We start from the raw sequence: 15,076 nt of genomic DNA on the forward strand, positions 1-15,076 counted from the left end.
TGGGAGGGCAGCCGACACCTCGGTTCAGTCGACCTCGACGGAACCGACGCGCACGCGGAGCGGAGCCAGCAGGTCGACCAACTCCCCCAGCGCCTCGATGCGCGGGGTGTCGCCGGACCAGGCCTGATGACCGCCGTCGAAGTGGAGGAAGACGGCGCCGAGATCGTGAGCGATCTCCCGGTCGTGGTTGGTGTCGCCGATCACGAGGACCTCGTTCGCCGCCAGCCCCGACGCGGCGAGCCACGCGCCGATGACCTCGTGCTTCGAGGCGCGATACGGGTCGTCGATCGACAGCACCTGCTCGAACACAGCGCCGAGATCGTGTGGCTCCATCTGACGAGCGAGGGCCTGGGGAAGGGTCGCTGAGGCGAGAACCTGGCGGAGGCCGTACGCCTGGAGTGCACACAGCGTCGAACGCGCATCGGCATGCAGCTGCGCTTCTCCGACGCGCGCCGCGAGCAATTCCAGGTACGACGTCGCGGCAGGCACGAACAGGTCGTCGCCGAGTCCAACCGCGCCGTAGAAATCACGGATCGGGAACCGGAAGACCGACCGGTACGCGTGCCCGTCGGCCAGCACCGGGAGCGCGTGCTCCTCGAGCACGGAGTTCATCACCTGCCGGCAGATCTCCGTGTCGTCGAGCAGCGTGCCGTTCCAGTCCCAGCACACGGCACGGATGCGATCCAAGTCCATTCCGTCACGCTACAAGCCGATACCGACATTCAGGCGAGTTCGATGAGGTCCTGGTACTCCTGGCTCCAGATGTCTTCGACACCGTCGGGCAGGATCAGCACACGCTCGGGGTTGAGCGACTGCACGGCACCAGGGTCGTGCGACACGAGCACCACCGCACCCTCGTAGTGTGCGAGCGCACCGAGGATCTCCTCGCGCGAGGCGGGGTCGAGGTTGTTGGTCGGCTCGTCGAGCAGCAGCAGGTTCGCCGAGGACACGACGAGCGTGGCCAGCGAGAGACGCGTCTTCTCGCCGCCCGACAGCACACCCGCGGGTTTGAGGACGTCGTCTCCCGTGAAGAGGAACGAGCCCAGCACCTTGCGCGCCTCGGTCTCGGTGATGTGGGGTGCGGCCGAGACCATGTTCTCGAGCACCGAGCGATTCACGTCGAGGTTCTCGTGCTCCTGGGCGTAGTAGCCGACCTTGAGACCGTGCCCCGGCTCCAGCTGTCCCGTGTCGGGCTGATCGACGCCCGCGAGCATGCGCAGCAACGTGGTCTTGCCCGCGCCGTTGAGCCCGAGCACGACCACCTTGGAACCACGATCGATCGCGAGGTCGACATCGGTGAAGATCTCGAGCGAACCGTACGACTTCGACAGCCCGCTCGCCATCATCGGCGTCTTGCCGCAGGGCGCCGGCTTGGGGAAGCGCAGTTTCGCCACCCTGTCTTCCTGGCGGACCTCGTCGAGTCCGGCGAGCAGCTTCTCGGCGCGCGCGATCATCTGATGCGCGGCCGCGGCCTTCGAGGCCTTCGCCCCGAAGCGGGCGGCCTGCAGCTGCAGGGTCGTCGCCTTCTTCTCGGCGTTGGCGCGCTCCTTCTTGCGGCGCTCCTCGTCGGCCACCCGCTGGCGCAGGTAGTTCTTCCAGTTCATGTTGTAGGTGTCGATGACCTGACGGTTCGCATCGAGGTAGAAGACACGGTTCACGGTCTCGCCCACGAGTTCGACATCGTGGCTGATCACGATCAGCCCGCCCTTGTAGCCCTTGAGGAACTCACGCAGCCACACGACACTGTCGGCGTCGAGGTGGTTCGTCGGCTCGTCGAGGATCATCGTCTGCGCGTCGGAGAAGAGGATGCGGGCGAGCTCGATACGACGCCGCTGACCACCGGACAGGGTCGAGAGCGGCTGGTCGAGGATGCGATCAGGCAGCGACAGGTTGTTGGCGATCGACGCCGCCTCGGCCTCGGCCGCGTATCCACCCTGCGCTTCGAACTGCTCGGTGAGACGGGCGTAGCGCTTCATGGCCTTGTCGGCGACGGCGGGGTCGTCCGAGCCCATCGCGAGCGCCGCCTCGGTCATGCCGAGGTTGAGCTGGCCGAGGCCACGAGCATCCAGGATGCGCGTGCGCGCCAGGTCCTCCGGGTTGCCGGACCGCGGGTCCTGCGGCAGATAGCCGAGCTCGCCGGAGCGGGTCACACTGCCACCGGAGGGCAGGACATCACCGGCCAGCACCTTGGTGAGTGTGGTCTTGCCGGCCCCGTTGCGGCCGACGAGTCCGATCTTGTCTCCGTCGGCGACACGGAACGAGACGTTCTCCATCAGCAGGCGCGCGCCAACGCGGATCTCGAGGTCGTGCACGGCAAGCACAGCGGACGTCCGTTCTTCCAGGGAGGTGTGTTCGGCCGATCGGCCAGCCTCCCAGTATAAGCGGCGCGGCAGGGAGCGACGGTCAGGAAGATCACTCCGGAGAGTGACGGGAGCGATACTCGGGAGTGATGCCCGCCGACGCACCCGCTGCATAACGTGCTCGAGTGGACATCCTCAACGAGCTCATCATGCAGGCCATCGCCTCGCCCTGGCTGTATCTGGTCCTGTTCGCCGTCACCGTCATCGACGGCTTCTTCCCGCCCGTGCCGAGCGAGACCGTGCTCGTCGCCGCCGCAGCCGTGACCGCCTCCACCGGAGAAGGGAATCTACTGCTCCTGGGTGCTGTCGCCGCCGTGGGCGCGGCCATCGGCGACAACATCGCCTTCGTGATCGGCAGGGGACTCGGCACGACCCGGTTCGCCTGGATGAAGCGCCCTCGGATCGCCGCGGCATTCGAACACGCGCAGCGTGCGCTGGATCGACGCAGCGCGACCCTCATCCTCGGGGCCCGGTACATCCCGGTGGGGCGCGTGGCCGTCAACATGTCGGCCGGCGCTCTCGGCTTCCCCTGGCGCCGCTTCCTTCCGCTGAGTCTGATCGCCGGCGTCAGCTGGAGCATCTTCAGCCTCGTCATCGGCCTCCTCGCCGGGGCGTGGATCAAGGACCAGCCGCTGCTCAGCGCCGGCATCGGCATCGCGCTCGTGATCGGCTTCGCGATCGACCGGGTCGCCGCGGCCCGTCGCCGCCGCGCACCGTCTCCTCGACTGGCAGGATGAAAGTCATGGCACGCCGCCGAGCGCCCACCGCTGCGCCAACGGATCAACCGTCGCACCGCCGCGCTCGTCGCCCTGGGTGCGGCGGTCGTGGCGCTGTACGCGACCCTCGTGCCGCTGCAGACGGTCCTCTACGGAACACCGCTGCCGCTGTCCTTCGTCCTCGGGGCCGCGCTGTGCGGGTCACCTCTGCTCGCGATCGCCCGCCCGGTGTGGGCCATCGGCCTCTTCACCGCCGCTGCACTCGTCCTGCCGCTCATCGTCATCCCCGAGTCGGCGATCCAATCGCCCTGGCCGTGGTCCGTGCCCGCCCTCCTGGTCTTCGTCGTCTTCGTCGGGGTCGTCACCTTCCTCCACGGCGCACGACTCGGAGCGTTCGCACTGATCCTCGGCGCGATCGCTTCGCTCCTCGCGCCCGTGCTCCGTCCCGACATGGTCGCATTGCCCGAGTCCTCGGCGAGTGCCACGGCCGACCTCATCGTCACCACCGCTGTCGCGTCGGCCATGTTCCTCATCGCCGCCCTGGTCGCCGGACGTGTGCGGGTCGCCGCCGAGCTCTCGCGTGAGAAGGAGCACAGCGCTCTCGAAGAGGCCAGACGCGCCCTGGTGGAGGAACGCACCCGGATCGCCCGTGAGCTGCACGATGTGGTCGCTCACAGCATGTCGGTGATCCAGGTGCAGGCCTCCACGGCCCGCTACCGCATCCCGGACCTCACAGACGCGGCGACCGCCGAGTTCGACGACATCGCGGCGACGGCTCGCAGCTCCCTCACCGAGATGCGTCGCATGCTCGGAGTGCTGCGTACCGAGGACCAGACGGCCGAGCTGGCACCGCAACAGGGCATCGACGACATCCCCGCCCTCGTCGAGCATCCGTCGCGCCGGTGTCGAGGTCGGGCTGGTGCTCGAAGGAGGGGAGGCCGCCGCCGGAGCGCCCTCGGCCGTGCAGATCGCCGCCTTCCGAATCGTCCAGGAGGCCCTGAGCAACGCGGTACGCCACGCGCCCGGCGCCCGGATCGCCGTTCGCCTGCACGCCGAGGCCCACAGCATCCGCATCCGTGTCCACAACGCCGCACCTCCGCACCGCCCGGAGGGACACGTGGGCGGATACGGCCTCCGCGGCATGCGCGAGCGGGCCGAGATCCTCGGGGAAGCCTCTCCGCCGGACCTGCGGCGGACGGCGGATGGGATGTGGATGCCGTGCTCCCCCTCGACCCCGGTGCCCCCATGCCCCCTCCCCTGCACTCGACAAGGAGACTCCGTGACGATCAGCGTGCTCATCGCCGACGACCAGGCCATGGTGCGAGCCGGTTTCGCCGCACTCCTCGGCGCTCACGAGGGCATCCGCGTGGCAGGCCAGGCCGCGAACGGCGCCGAGGCGGTCGCGCTGGCGGCTCGCCTGGACCCCGACGTGATCCTGATGGATGTGCGCATGCCGGAGCTCGACGGCATCGAGGCCACCCGGCGCATCCTCGGTCCGTCCTACCCGGCAGCGCACGTCCCGCGGATCCTCATGTTGACCACCTTCGACATCGACGACTACGTATACGACGCACTCGAGGCCGGTGCCAGCGGCTTCCTGCTGAAGGATGCTCTACCCGAGGAGCTCGTGCACGCGGTGCGGGTCGTGGCGGGCGGAGATGCCCTGCTCGCTCCGAGCGTCACTCGACGGATGATCGAGCAGTTCGCCGGTCGTCGCCCGCGCGCCCCGCGCTCGTCGACCGCGTTGGCAGAGCTGACCGACCGCGAGCGAGAGGTGCTGATCCTGATCGGCAAGGGGCGTTCGAACAGCGAGATCGCCGGCGACCTCTTCATCGCCGAGCAGACCGTGAAGACGCACGTTGGCAAGGTGCTGGCGAAGCTGACCCTGCGCGACCGCGTGCATGCGGTGATCCTCGCCTATGACACGGGACTCGTCGAGCCGTCCTCCTGACTCACCCCGCCGTAGGGGGCGCAACAGCACCCGAGGGTGATGTCCCCGCGGCCACCGCGTCCATAGTCTCCTGGGACACCGCTCCCGAGGAGGACCCATGGCCATCGTCCAGGCGCCGCATACCGTCGCTTCCGCACCATCGCGGCACGCATCCCGCGACACCGGGATCGACTTCGTCAGGGCGCTGTGCGTTGTCGGCGTCGTCGTGCTGCACTCGATCATGGTCGGTGTCACGGTCTCCGACGGCGGTCCCGTGTTCGACAACGCCAGCGACGGCACCGGGTGGATCGCCCCGCTCAGCTGGCTGCTCCAGGTGATGCCGCTGTTCTTCGTGATCGGGGGCTTCTCCGGGCTGCTCGCCCACCGTCGGATGCGCGAACGCGGCGGGACGGCGGTCGGGTTCGTCGCCGGCCGCGTTCACCGCCTGCTGCGACCGGCCGTCTTCACGATCGCGGTCGTCGGTGTCGGACTCGCGCTCCTGACGATCTCCGGTGTTCCGGCCGACCTGATCGCGACGGCCGGCTTCCGCTACGGGCAGCCGCTCTGGTTCCTCGGCGTCTTTTTGCTCTGCCAGGTGCTGCTTCCTCTGCTGGCCTCGGCCCACGAGCACGCCCCCTTCCGCACGATCGGTGCGCTGGCCGCGGCATCCGTCGCGGTCGACATGCTGCGTGCAGCGACGGGGCTCGACGGGCTCGGCTTCCTGAACCTCGCATTCGTGTGGATGGCGCTGCAGCAACTCGGCTTCTTCCTGGCCGACGGACGCATCGACGCCCTCAGCCGCCGCGTCAGGGCCGTCGCGGGCATCGGAGCCCTGTCCCTCCTCCTCCTCCTCACGTTCGTGACGGGGCTCTACTCCCCGACCTGATCGCGAACATCAACCCGCCGACCGCAGGACTCCTGCTCGTCGGCATCGCGCACACCAGTCTGCTGTCGCTGCACCGCGAACGCCTCGAGCGTTTCAGTCGCCGCCCGCGTGTCGCGGCCTTCACCGGATTCGTGACCGCACGCACGATGACGATCTACCTCTGGCACATGCCCGTCCTGCTCGTGATGGCCGGGGCGACCGCCGTCTACGCACTGACCACCGGCGCCGTTCTCCCGGCGCTCGACAGCCCGGACTGGTGGGCGGCCCGTCCGCTCTGGCTCGCGACCTCGCTGGCCCTCACCGGGCTCGTGGCCGTGGCCCTGGCCCGGTTCGAATCGGAGCCGGCACCGCGGGCCACCGCTTCGGCGACTCGCCTCGCGGTCGGTGCCGTGAGCGGTCTGGTCGGCGTCGTGCTGCTCCTGGCCCTCGGTACGTCGGTCGCCACGGCGCTGCTCGCGGTGGCGCTGATCGTCGGAGCCCTCAGACTCGCCGCCGCGGGCGGGTCGCTCCCCTCGTCCGGCGCGCCCACGCTCGTCCCTGCGTAGGGTCAGCCCATGCCCCGCGCTGCCAGCGCGTCGCCCACGTCGTCCGCATGCCGCAGCGCCATCACCAGCACGGGGACGACCGTGCGGACGCCGAGCCGCACATCTCGCGCCCGCTCCGCCTCTCGCACGCGGTGGGCGAACCCTGCGATCACCGGGACCGTCGTGATCGTCAGCGAGATCGTGAGCGCCACCGCATCCGGATCCCGTCCGAACCGACGGAGCGGACGCAGAAGCCGATGCAGGACGGCGAGGAGATCGGACATGCGTGTCGTGAGCGTCAGCAGGCTCGCAAGGAGCAGCACGGCGACGACGCGCCCGTGTTGATCCACGCAGCGAGCGGCGAGACGAAGATCACGAGCGCGGCGGCGAGCACGAGGATGATCCACCGCAGACGCCAGATCTCCGCGACCGGGACCCGGAACGACAGGCCGGCGACGCCGTACAAACCGAGGACCACCAGGAGCGAGAGAGCGATGCTCACGGCGTCGTGCGGATACATCGACAGCACGAGCGCGCCGACGGCCAGCGCGGCGAGCTTGAGGCCAGCCGGAGCACGATGCAGGATGCCGGTGCCGTCACGGTACAGCGCGATCACGCGCACGCCCGCCGATACGCGTCGATCACGGCAGCGGGGTCGCCCGATGCGACGACCCGCCCTTCGTCGAACAGCACGACAGCCTCGCAGCGAGCTGCCAGGTCGAGGTCATGCGTCACCACCACGACCTGTGCCTCCTGTGCGAGCAGGAGATCGCCGATGCGCCGCGCATTGCGCAGGTCGAGGAGCGTCGTCGGCTCGTCGGCCACGATCAGCTTCGGCTCGGTGATCAGCACGGAGGCGAGGGCGAGCATCTGCTTCTGACCACCGGACAGGCTCGACGCGGGGACGTCGGCGTGCGCGCCCAGTCCGTGCGAAGAGAGCGTCGCACGCACCCGGTCGGCCACTTCCTGCTTCGGACGCCCGCGCAACGACAGGGCGAGGTCTTCGGCCGGCGTCGGCATCAGGATCTGCGCATCCGGGTTGGTGAACACGAACCCGACGCGCCGTCGGACGGCCACGCGGTCCTGAACGCTGTCGAGCCCGTGCACCGAGACCCTCCCGCTGGTGGGGGCCACCAGCCCGTTCAGCAGTCGCGCGAACGTCGACTTGCCCGATCCGTTCGCACCGATCACGGCGATCGTCGGAGCGGTCAGCTCCACCGAGATGTCGTGCAGGACCGGCCTTTCGTCGAGCCGCACCGAGACGCGGTCGAGCGAGATGGATGCCACCGTGACCTCCGCTGCGCCCGTCATGACGCCCCCTCCCCGCAATCGTCCCCGTATCTCGGATCAGTCCTGAACACCGTTCACCTGAACGTCGTTCACTATAATCGGAGCATGAGTCCGGAGACGAATCAGGCACGGCACGACCGCGACAGCGTCGCCCGCAGCGCACTCGCCCTCCTCGACGAGGTCGGACTCGCCGACCTCTCGATGCGACGCATCGCCGCCCGGCTCGACGTACAGCCCAGTGCGCTCTACTGGCACTTCGCGAACAAACAGGAGCTGCTCGCCGAACTGGCCGACCGCATCACAGCCTCGATCCCCGGGGACGGCCGCGGCGTGCTCGCGACCGCCCGTGGCATCCGTGACGCGCTGTTCGCCTACCGGGACGGTGCAGAGCTCGTGCTCAGCACCTATGCCCTCCAGCTCGGCTCCTCGCACGCGCAGGGCGTGCTCACGGAGGCCCTCCGCGCACAGGGCGCGAACGATGCCGACGACCGCGGAGCGGCGCTCCTGCATTTCGTGCTCGGACACGCCACTCTCGTGCAGCAGCGCATGCATGCCGACAGTCACGGCGCATTGCCCGCCGCAGCCGAGCCCGATGTGACCGCAGGACTCGATCGCGTCTTCGACCTCGGGGTCGCGTCTCTCGCAGGAGACCTCAGCGAACGGGCGACTCCGCCGCGTGCCCGAGCCTGAGGCCGGGCACCACCCCAACCGCCAGCAGAGCGATGCAGAAGGCGAACACCACCCCGAACGCGCCGGCCTCGCCGCCCAGAGACGCGACACCCAGACCCGCGAGGGCGATCGCGACGGCGGAACCGGTGGCATCCGAGATCGACAGCGCCGAGGAGTTGAAGCCCTGGTTGGTCTCATCCGAGTAGGCCAGGGTCAGCACCGTGAGTCGCGGGTACAGCAGCCCCATGCCACCGCCGGCGAACGCCCAGCCGACCACGACCAGGAGGGGAGACACGTCGAAGACCGCGGCGACGAAGACGCAGGAGAGCGCGATCAGCAGCATACCGAGACTGATCAGGGTGATGCGACGGTTCCCCAGCCGCTCGCCGAAGCGTCCCTGCAGTGCGGATGCACCCGCCCACGCCAGCGCCGCGAGCATCAAGGCGATACCGGCCCAGGTCGCGCTGAAGCCGAACTTCTTCATCAGCAGGTACGGGATGTAGGCCTCGGCGGCGAAGAACGCTCCCGCCGCGATGCCGCGCATCAACACGACGCTCGGGAGCCCGCGCCCCGCCCGAAGCGTGCGTCGGGGCAGCAACGGCAGGACGGCGACTCCGATGGCGAGGACCGCAGCGAGCGCCACCGGCCACCCGACGGACGGCGTCATGTCGGCCGAGAAGCCGACCACGACGGCCAGCACCGCCACGACGACGGCGAGCAGGAGGCGGACGACGAGCGCACCACGATCCTGTGGCTCCCCGTGACCGAGGTCGACACCGCGGAGCCGCACGGCGATCATCAGGAAGGCCGCAGCGGTGAGGACCGCGACTCCCAGGAACGCCCAGCGCCAATCCAGGTACTCTGCCACGGCCCCGGCGAGGAACGGACCGACCATCGACGGCACCACCCAGGCCGCGGCGAAGGCCGCGAAGATCCTGCCGTGCAGGTGCGGCGGGTACAACCGGGCGACGACGACGTACAGCGCCACCGTCTGACCGCCCGTGCCGAGCCCCTGGACCAGACGGCCGAGCAGGAACTGGTGCATCGTCACCGCGAAGCCCGACAGCAGCAGCCCGATGATGAACAGCGTCACGGCGACGTAGAGCGCGCCGCGCGGCCCCCGCGCATCCGACCACGCCCCCGTGGCGACCATGCCGATCACGCTCGTGGCGAGCGTGCCGGCGAAGGCCACCGCGAACAGGGCCTCCCCGTCGAGCGCCGCGCTGACGATGGGCATCACCGTCGTCACCGCGAGCGCCTCGATCGCTGCGAGGAAGATCAGCGCGACCGCGCCGAGGGTGACCCAGATGCGGTGGCGATCCCAGATCGTGGCGACGTCGGCGGGCGGCGTCATCGGCCCACGAGCGCGGCGATGCGCTCGATGGCCTCGGTGAGGATCTCCGGACTGGTACCGAAGTTCAGCCGCACGAACCCGGCTCCCTCCGCGCCGAACGCCGGACCGAAGTGCAGGGCCACCTTCGCGTCCCGGAGGATGCGTCGTGCGGGGTTCTCACCCCACTCGAGTGCGGCGAGGTCGATCCACGCGAGGTACCCGGCGTCGGGGAGCCGATAGCGCGCGGCGGGAAGGTGCGCGGCGAGGAGGTCTTCGAGGAGCACCCTGTTCTCATCCAGTGTGCGCAGCAACCCGTCGAGCCACGGGTCGCTCTCCTCCGAGAACGCGGCGACGGCGGCGAGCAGCCCGAACTGGCCCGTGCGCCATTCGACTTCCACCGGGAGTCCTCGAACGACCGCGCTGGTCTCGTCATCTGCCGTCACCATCAGAGCGCACTTGAGGCCCGCGAGATTGAAGGCCTTGCTGGCGCTGACGACCGCGTAGCCGACGCGCGCTGCGGCGTCGCTGACCGCGAGGAACGGGGTGAAGCCGGTACCGGGCTGTGCGAGCGGCGCGTGGATCTCGTCGGAGACCACCGCCACACCGAATTCCTCGGCGAGCTCCGCGAGCGCGGAGAGACTCTCGATCGTGCACCGTGCCGGTCGGGTTGTGCGGGTTGCAGAGCAGGATCGCCGTGGCCCCGCCCTCGAATGCCTCGCGGATGCCGTCCAGGTCGAGCTCCCACCGCGTTCCGGTGTCGCGGAGCGGCACACGCTCGACCTCGGCGCCGGCTTCCTCCACGAGGTCGTAGAACGGCGGGTACACGGGCGGCGTGACGACCACGCGCTCCCCGGCTGAGTGACGCGCCGCAGAAGCTCCACGATCCCCATGCTCACGTCCGCCGTGCTGCGCATACGCGCAGGGTCGGGCTCCCACCCGTACCGTCGGCTAGCGAACGCCGCGAAGGAGGCGGCGAGCGGTGTCCTCGACGCGACGTAGCCCGTGTCTCCGAGCTCGACCGCACGCTGCAGGGCCGCGGTGATCGCGGGGGCGAGCGGGAAGTCGGTCTCGGCGACGAACAGCGGAAGGACGTCTGCGGGGTACTCCCGCCATTTCTCGCTGCTGCGCTCACGAAGCTCCGCCAGAGACAGGGCCTTCACCTGAAGCATGGGTCCTCCCGAGGTTCCGACACGCGCCGTCGCCGTGTCATCGGAGCCGACGCGCGCGCACAGACCGCCTCTCGACGGTGCTCTCGTGCGGGGTCAGATGGCGAAGCCGAGCGCGCGCATCATGTCGCGCCCGTCGTCGGTGATCCGCTCCGGACCCCACGGCGGCATCCAGACCCAGTTGATCCGGAACCGATCGACGACGTTGTCCAGCGCCTGAGCGGTCTGGTCTTCGAGGACGTCGGTGAGAGGGCAGCCCGCGCTGGTCAGCGTCATGTGGATGACGAGAGCATCGTTCTCGTCATCCCAGGCGAGGTCGTAGATGAGGCCGAGGTCGACGACATTGATCCCGAGCTCGGGGTCCATGACGTCTTTGAGAGCCTCGGTGACCGCGTCGTACTTCTCGTCCGTGAGGGTCGCTGTCATGCGATCAGCCTACGCCTCGATAGGGGCTGCAGGGTCGAGGAAACGGTCGTATCCCTCGTTCTCCAGCCGGTCGGCGAGCTCGGGTCCGCCCTCTTCGACGATCTTCCCGGCGACGACGACGTGGACGAAGTCGGGGCGGATGTAGCGGAGGATGCGGGTGTAGTGCGTGATCAGCAGCACGCCGAGTCCGGTGGACTCCTTCGCGCGGTTGACGCCCTCGGAGACGATCTTGAGCGCGTCGACGTCGAGGCCGGAATCGGTCTCGTCGAGGATCGCGAACTTCGGCTTCAGCACCTCGAGCTGCAGGATCTCATGACGCTTCTTCTCGCCACCGGAGAAGCCCTCGTTGACGTTGCGCTGCGCGAACTTCGGGTCCATGCGCAGGTTCGACATGGCGGCCTTGACGTCCTTGGTCCAGCCGCGGATCGCGGGGGCTTCGCCGTCGAGCGCCGTCTTCGCGGTGCGCAGGAAGTTCGTCACCGTGACGCCGGGGATCTCCACCGGGTACTGCATGGCGAGGAAGAGCCCGGCGCGAGCGCGCTCGTCGACGCTCATCGCCAGGACGTCCTGGCCGTCGAACGTGATCGAGCCGGAGGTCACCGTGTACTTCGGGTGACCGGCGATCGTGTAGGCCAAGGTGGACTTGCCGGAGCCGTTGGGGCCCATGATGGCGTGCGTCTCACCGGTGTTCATGGTGAGGTTGATTCCGTTGAGGATCGGGGTGGTCCCCGCCTCGGTCTCGACCGTCACGTGCAGGTCGCGGATCTCGAGAACAGACATTCTTCAGACTTCCTTAATCACAGTCGGATCGATGAGCACGTCGTCGCCGTCGATCTGGACGACGTAGACCGGAACGGGCTCATATGCGGGGAGATTCTGGGGCTTGCCGGTGAGCAGGGAGAATGCGGAGCCGTGAGCCCAGCACTCCACCGTGTCGCCTTCCACGAAGCCCTCGGACAGCGAGATGTCACCGTGGGTGCAGGTGTCGCCGATCGCGTGGATCACACCTTCCCCGTCCTTGATCACGGTGATCGGCACTCCACTCGGCTCGACACGCAGGGGGGTGTCCTGCTCGAGGTCGGCGACGCCGCAGACGCGCTCCGCGGTCATGCGCTCACCTCGGCGAGCTCCGTCTCGATGGCCGCCAGCAGCTCGGTCTCGAGGGCGGGGATGCCGAGGCGCTGCACGATGTCGGTGAGGAATCCGAGCACGACGAGCCGTCGGGCCTCTTCCTCGGTGATACCGCGGGCCTGCAGGTAGAAGAGCTGCTCGTCGTCGAAGCGACCGGTGGCACTCGCGTGACCGGCACCGAGGATGTCACCCGTCTCGATCTCGAGGTTCGGGATCGAGTCGGCGCGCGCGCCCTCGGTGAGCACCAGGTTGCGGTTGGCCTCGTAGGAGTCTGTTCCTGTCGCGTCGGCGCCGATCAGCACGTCGCCGATCCAGACGCTGTGGGCGCTCTGACCCTGCAGGGCGCCCTTGTACAGCACGTCGCCCTTGGTGTGCGGGCCCTTGTGGTGCAGGTACACCTGACTCTCGAGGTGCTGCCCGGCATCGGCGTAGGAAAGCCCGTAGAGGTAGCCTTCCGACCCGGAGCCCGCGAGTTCCACGCTGGGGTTCACGCGCACGACGCCGCCGCCGAAGCTGACCACGAAGTGCTTGAGGGTGGCATCGGCACCGACGCGGGCCTGGTGCGCCGCGGCATGCACGGCGTCGTCGTCCCACTGCTGGACCGACACGACGGTGAGCTTCGCGCCGTCGCGGACGATGATCTCGACGTTCTGCGCGTACTGGGCCGAGCCCTTGTGCTGCAGCACGACGGTCGCGACGCTGTGCTCCAGCGCCTCGATCACGATGTGCGCATCCGCACGACGATCGGCGCCCAGACCGTTGAGGGCGACGAGGATCGGCTCCGCGACCTCTTCCTCGCGCGGGATGCGCACGTGCAGGGCGTCGGTACTCCCCTGCCATGCCACGGCTGCGGTGACGTCCTCCGCGAGGAAGACCTCTCCGCGCGGGGCGTCACCGGCTTTCAGGCCGGAAGCGGCGTACTCTCCGCCGGAGACGAAAGTCACGTCCACGCCGTCGTTCGCCGTGGCCGTGGTGAACAGCGGCGCGAGCTGGGCGACCGGAGTGTGCTTCCAGTTGACCTCGCGGCCGGTGGGCGACCCGAAGTCGGCCGGCTCGAAGGAGTGCGGACGCTCGGAGCGGGTCTGCACCGGGACGAATCCGGCGTCGGCCACCTGGGCTGCCGGGTCGATGTGCGCGTTCGTGTGCTGCGCCTCGCTGGGCGCGGTCGTCGAGGCCGCCATTTAGCCGACCGATCCTTCCATGCCCATCTCGATGAGCTTGTTCAGTTCCATCGCGTACTCCATGGGCAGTTCCCGGGCGATCGGCTCGATGAAGCCGCGCACGATCATCGCCATCGCCTCGTCCTCCGGCATGCCGCGGGACTGCAGGTAGAACAGCTGCTCCTCGCTCACCTTCGAGACCGTGGCCTCGTGGCCGAGCTGCACGTCGTCGACGCGGATGTCGATCGCCGGGTACGTGTCGGAGCGGGACTTGGTGTCGACGAGGAGTGCGTCGCAGCGCACAGTGTTCGCGGAGTGGTGCGCATTGGCATCGACGCGGACCTCGCCACGGTAGCCCGCACGGCCTCCGCCGCGGGCGATCGACTTCGAGACGATCGACGACTGCGTGTACGGCGCCATATGGATCATCTTCGCTCCGGCGTCCTGGTGCTGCCCAGGACCGGCGAAGGCGACGGACAGCGTCTCGCCCTTGGCGTGCTCACCCATCAGGTAGATCGACGGGTACTTCATCGTCACCTTGGAGCCGATGTTGCCGTCGACCCACTCCATGGTCGCGCCCTCGTGTGCGACCGCACGCTTGGTGACCAGGTTGTACACGTTGTTCGACCAGTTCTGGATCGTCGTGTACCGCACGCGCGCGTTCTTCTTCACGATGATCTCGACCACGGCCGAGTGCAGGGAGTCCGACTTGTAGATCGGCGCCGTGCAGCCCTCGATGTAGTGGACGTAGCTGTCCTCGTCGGCGATGATCAGGGTCCGCTCGAACTGCCCCATGTTCTCGGTGTTGATGCGGAAGTAGGCCTGCAGCGGGATCTCGACGTGCACGCCCTTGGGGACGTAGACGAAGGAGCCGCCCGACCAGACGGCCGTGTTCAACGCCGCGAACTTGTTGTCACCGGCGGGGATGACCGTGCCGAAGTACTCCTCGAAGAACTCCGGGTGCTCGCGCAGCGCGGTGTCGGTGTCCATGAAGATGACGCCCTGCTCCTCCAGGTCCTCGCGGATCTGGTGGTAGACGACCTCGGACTCGTACTGCGCGGCGACGCCCGCGACGAGGCGCTGACGCTCGGCCTCGGGGATGCCGAGGCGCTCGTAGGTCTCGCGGATCTCGGCGGGGAGGTCTTCCCAGCTCTGCGCCTGCTTCTCGGTGGAGCGGACGAAGTATTTGATGTTGTCGAAGTCGATGTCGCTGAGGTCGGCACCCCAGGTCGGCATCGGCTTGCGGCCGAAGAGCTGGTAGCCCTTGAGACGGGTCTTCAGCATCCACTCGGGTTCGTTCTTGAGAGCCGAGATCCCGCGGACGACCTCCTCTGAGATCCCGCGCTTGGCGACGGCACCCGCAGCGTCCTCGTCGTGCCAGCCGAACTCGTACACCCCCAGCCCGTCAAGCTCCGGGCGGTCGATCAGCACATCCGACATCCAACACTCTCCTCACAGGTCCCAAACGGTGTCATCCGCCCCGAC

At 68.7% G+C, this 15,076-nt stretch carries 17 protein-coding genes and 2 pseudogenes; 6 read left to right on the plus strand and 13 right to left on the minus strand.

Translation table 11 applies throughout. The features are described 5' to 3' along the window. Positions 1-24: 24 nt before the first annotated feature. Both G4G29_RS11035 and abc-f read right to left on the minus strand, forming a co-directional pair. Complete coding sequence (locus G4G29_RS11035) at positions 25-693, minus strand: HAD hydrolase-like protein (RefSeq protein WP_183150162.1); 669 nt, start codon at positions 691-693, stop codon at positions 25-27. A 29-nt stretch (positions 694-722) separates the two neighbouring features. Further along, positions 723-2,321, minus strand: coding sequence for a ribosomal protection-like ABC-F family protein (abc-f, locus tag G4G29_RS11040; RefSeq protein ID WP_017202270.1), 1,599 nt, complete (start codon positions 2,319-2,321; stop codon positions 723-725). A gap of 164 nt (positions 2,322-2,485) precedes the next feature. Here abc-f and G4G29_RS11045 point away from each other — a divergent pair, with 164 nt between their 5' ends. Continuing rightward, the gene (locus tag G4G29_RS11045; protein ID WP_183150163.1) at positions 2,486-3,097 is read left to right on the plus strand and encodes a VTT domain-containing protein; all 612 of its coding nucleotides are present in this window, start codon (positions 2,486-2,488) and stop codon (positions 3,095-3,097) included. A gap of 128 nt (positions 3,098-3,225) precedes the next feature. Here G4G29_RS11045 and G4G29_RS21970 read toward each other — a convergent pair whose 3' ends face one another. Next, a complete protein-coding gene (locus G4G29_RS21970) occupies positions 3,226-3,600 on the minus strand; it encodes a hypothetical protein (RefSeq protein WP_244631901.1) in 375 nt (124 codons plus the stop codon). Positions 3,601-3,754: 154 nt separating this feature from the next. Here G4G29_RS21970 and G4G29_RS21975 point away from each other — a divergent pair. The 4 genes and pseudogenes from G4G29_RS21975 to G4G29_RS21985 all read left to right on the plus strand — a co-directional run. Beyond that, positions 3,755-3,847, plus strand: a pseudogene (locus G4G29_RS21975) (hypothetical protein); the annotation flags it as partial. A 508-nt stretch (positions 3,848-4,355) separates the two neighbouring features. Further along, positions 4,356-5,027, plus strand: coding sequence for a response regulator transcription factor (locus G4G29_RS11055; protein WP_183150164.1), 672 nt, complete (start codon positions 4,356-4,358; stop codon positions 5,025-5,027). Positions 5,028-5,124: 97 nt separating this feature from the next. Continuing rightward, complete coding sequence (locus G4G29_RS21980; RefSeq protein WP_244631902.1) at positions 5,125-5,892, plus strand: acyltransferase family protein; 768 nt, start codon at positions 5,125-5,127, stop codon at positions 5,890-5,892. Positions 5,893-6,023: 131 nt separating this feature from the next. Beyond that, positions 6,024-6,437 carry a hypothetical protein gene (locus G4G29_RS21985; RefSeq protein ID WP_244631904.1) on the plus strand — a complete coding sequence of 138 codons (414 nt, stop codon included), beginning with the start codon at positions 6,024-6,026 and terminating at the stop codon, positions 6,435-6,437. A 2-nt stretch (positions 6,438-6,439) separates the two neighbouring features. Here G4G29_RS21985 and G4G29_RS21990 read toward each other — a convergent pair whose 3' ends face one another. Genes G4G29_RS21990 through G4G29_RS11070 form a run of 3 tightly spaced genes read right to left on the minus strand, consistent with a single transcriptional unit; the run spans position 6,440 to position 7,727 of the window. Further along, complete coding sequence (locus tag G4G29_RS21990; RefSeq protein ID WP_244631906.1) at positions 6,440-6,700, minus strand: energy-coupling factor transporter transmembrane protein EcfT; 261 nt, start codon at positions 6,698-6,700, stop codon at positions 6,440-6,442. Positions 6,701-6,714: 14 nt separating this feature from the next. Further along, the gene (locus G4G29_RS21995) at positions 6,715-7,032 is read right to left on the minus strand and encodes a hypothetical protein (protein WP_244631908.1); all 318 of its coding nucleotides are present in this window, start codon (positions 7,030-7,032) and stop codon (positions 6,715-6,717) included. After that, positions 7,029-7,727 carry an ABC transporter ATP-binding protein gene (locus G4G29_RS11070; protein ID WP_183150165.1) on the minus strand — a complete coding sequence of 233 codons (699 nt, stop codon included), beginning with the start codon at positions 7,725-7,727 and terminating at the stop codon, positions 7,029-7,031. Before G4G29_RS11070 ends, G4G29_RS21995 begins: the two co-directional genes overlap by 4 nt. 84 nt (positions 7,728-7,811) lie before the next feature. Here G4G29_RS11070 and G4G29_RS11075 point away from each other — a divergent pair, with 84 nt between their 5' ends. After that, positions 7,812-8,396: a TetR family transcriptional regulator gene (locus tag G4G29_RS11075; RefSeq protein ID WP_183150166.1), complete on the plus strand. Its 585-nt coding sequence runs from the start codon at positions 7,812-7,814 to the stop codon at positions 8,394-8,396. Here G4G29_RS11075 and G4G29_RS11080 read toward each other — a convergent pair. From G4G29_RS11080 to sufB, 7 genes and pseudogenes are all read right to left on the minus strand, one after another. Next, positions 8,359-9,729 carry an MFS transporter gene (locus G4G29_RS11080; RefSeq protein ID WP_183150167.1) on the minus strand — a complete coding sequence of 457 codons (1,371 nt, stop codon included), beginning with the start codon at positions 9,727-9,729 and terminating at the stop codon, positions 8,359-8,361. The two genes, G4G29_RS11075 and G4G29_RS11080, sit on opposite strands and share 38 nt — an antisense overlap. Next, positions 9,726-10,877 (minus strand): annotated as a pseudogene (locus G4G29_RS11085) (aminotransferase class I/II-fold pyridoxal phosphate-dependent enzyme). Before G4G29_RS11085 ends, G4G29_RS11080 begins: the two are co-directional and overlap by 4 nt. A 93-nt stretch (positions 10,878-10,970) precedes the next feature. Then, positions 10,971-11,300 carry a metal-sulfur cluster assembly factor gene (locus G4G29_RS11090; RefSeq protein WP_017202280.1) on the minus strand — a complete coding sequence of 110 codons (330 nt, stop codon included), beginning with the start codon at positions 11,298-11,300 and terminating at the stop codon, positions 10,971-10,973. A 9-nt stretch (positions 11,301-11,309) separates the two neighbouring features. Next, entirely contained in the window at positions 11,310-12,080 is a 771-nt protein-coding gene (sufC, locus tag G4G29_RS11095) for a Fe-S cluster assembly ATPase SufC (RefSeq protein ID WP_183150168.1), read from the minus strand. Positions 12,081-12,083: 3 nt separating this feature from the next. Beyond that, entirely contained in the window at positions 12,084-12,410 is a 327-nt protein-coding gene (locus G4G29_RS11100; protein WP_183150169.1) for a non-heme iron oxygenase ferredoxin subunit, read from the minus strand. Then, the gene (sufD, locus tag G4G29_RS11105; RefSeq protein ID WP_183150170.1) at positions 12,407-13,612 is read right to left on the minus strand and encodes a Fe-S cluster assembly protein SufD; all 1,206 of its coding nucleotides are present in this window, start codon (positions 13,610-13,612) and stop codon (positions 12,407-12,409) included. The genes G4G29_RS11100 and sufD overlap by 4 nt, the downstream gene beginning before the upstream one ends. Then, positions 13,613-15,031, minus strand: coding sequence for a Fe-S cluster assembly protein SufB (gene sufB, locus G4G29_RS11110; protein WP_183150171.1), 1,419 nt, complete (start codon positions 15,029-15,031; stop codon positions 13,613-13,615). Positions 15,032-15,076 lie beyond the last annotated feature (45 nt).

The sequence above is a fragment of the Microbacterium sp. Se63.02b genome (genome assembly GCF_014171575.1).
In the GTDB taxonomy this organism is placed as follows: domain Bacteria; phylum Actinomycetota; class Actinomycetes; order Actinomycetales; family Microbacteriaceae; genus Microbacterium.

Excerpts from the sequence above, each read along its gene's own strand:
- G4G29_RS21990 (WP_244631906.1), bottom strand. The coding sequence starts at position 6,700 with ATGTCCGATCTCCTCGCCGTCCTGCATCGGCTTCTGCGTCCGCTCCGT.
- G4G29_RS21970 (WP_244631901.1), bottom strand. The coding sequence starts at position 3,600 with ATGGCCGACGCGACAGCGGTGGTGACGATGAGGTCGGCCGTGGCACTC.
- sufC (WP_183150168.1), bottom strand. The coding sequence starts at position 12,080 with ATGTCTGTTCTCGAGATCCGCGACCTGCACGTGACGGTCGAGACCGAG.
- G4G29_RS11075 (WP_183150166.1), top strand. The coding sequence starts at position 7,812 with ATGAGTCCGGAGACGAATCAGGCACGGCACGACCGCGACAGCGTCGCC.
- G4G29_RS11090 (WP_017202280.1), bottom strand. The coding sequence starts at position 11,300 with ATGACAGCGACCCTCACGGACGAGAAGTACGACGCGGTCACCGAGGCT.
- sufB (WP_183150171.1), bottom strand. The coding sequence starts at position 15,031 with ATGTCGGATGTGCTGATCGACCGCCCGGAGCTTGACGGGCTGGGGGTG.
- G4G29_RS11035 (WP_183150162.1), bottom strand. The coding sequence starts at position 693 with ATGGACTTGGATCGCATCCGTGCCGTGTGCTGGGACTGGAACGGCACG.
- sufD (WP_183150170.1), bottom strand. The coding sequence starts at position 13,612 with ATGGCGGCCTCGACGACCGCGCCCAGCGAGGCGCAGCACACGAACGCG.
- G4G29_RS11080 (WP_183150167.1), bottom strand. The coding sequence starts at position 9,729 with ATGACGCCGCCCGCCGACGTCGCCACGATCTGGGATCGCCACCGCATC.
- G4G29_RS21980 (WP_244631902.1), top strand. The coding sequence starts at position 5,125 with ATGGCCATCGTCCAGGCGCCGCATACCGTCGCTTCCGCACCATCGCGG.
- G4G29_RS11070 (WP_183150165.1), bottom strand. The coding sequence starts at position 7,727 with ATGACGGGCGCAGCGGAGGTCACGGTGGCATCCATCTCGCTCGACCGC.
- G4G29_RS11100 (WP_183150169.1), bottom strand. The coding sequence starts at position 12,410 with ATGACCGCGGAGCGCGTCTGCGGCGTCGCCGACCTCGAGCAGGACACC.